Source organism: Corynebacterium sp. HMSC072A04 (assembly GCF_001809235.1).
In the GTDB taxonomy this organism is placed as follows: Bacteria; Actinomycetota; Actinomycetes; order Mycobacteriales; family Mycobacteriaceae; genus Corynebacterium; species Corynebacterium hiratae.
The window spans coordinates 1-744 of sequence record NZ_KV796778.1 but is presented as its reverse complement, the minus strand read 5'-3'; the positions used below and the strand labels follow the sequence as shown (position 1 = coordinate 744).

General features: G+C 56.2%; 1 protein-coding gene. It reads left to right on the top strand.

What is annotated here, in order from left to right; genetic code table 11:
• Positions 1 to 744 (top strand): 23S ribosomal RNA methyltransferase Erm (gene erm, locus HMPREF2565_RS05115; RefSeq protein WP_071406959.1); only part of this gene is annotated, 744 nt, incomplete at both ends.

The following is a 744-nucleotide window of genomic DNA, read 5'->3' as shown; positions in this document are numbered from 1 at the left end:
CATGGCCAAAATTTTCTCACAGACCACAAGATCATCAACTCCATCGTCGATCTTGTAAAACAAACCTCCGGCCCCATCATTGAGATCGGGCCAGGAAGCGGTGCCCTCACTCACCCGATATCCCACTTGGGGAGGGCAATAACGGCAGTTGAGGTAGACGCAAAACTAGCTGCCAAACTCACAAAAAAGACCGCCTCGGCGTCGGTCGAAGTGGTCCATGATGATTTCCTCAACTTCCCGTTACCCGCCACTCCCTGCGTCATTGTGGGAAACATTCCCTTTCACCTCACCACTGCCATTCTTCGAAAGCTGTTGCATGCGCCGGCATGGACTGACGCTGTACTCCTCATGCAGTGGGAAGTCGCTCGCCGCCGGGCCGGGGTAGGTGCAAGCACGATGATGACGGCTCAGTGGTCCCCATGGTTCACGTTTCACCTTGGTTCCCGAGTACCAAGGTTTGCTTTCCGGCCACAGCCAAACGTTGACGGGGGGATCTTAGTGATCCGCCGGGTGGGTGACCCGAAGATTCCGATAGAGCAGCGCAAAGCCTTTCAGGCGATGGTGCACACCGTTTTCACTGCCCGGGGACGCGGGATAGGGGAAATTCTCCGAAGGGCAGGGTTGTTTTCATCACGTTCAGAGACACAATCATGGTTGCGCTCGCGAGGAATCGACCCCGCGACCCTACCTCCCAGATTGCACACCAGCGACTGGATCGATCTCTTCCAGGTGACTGGTTCCTCT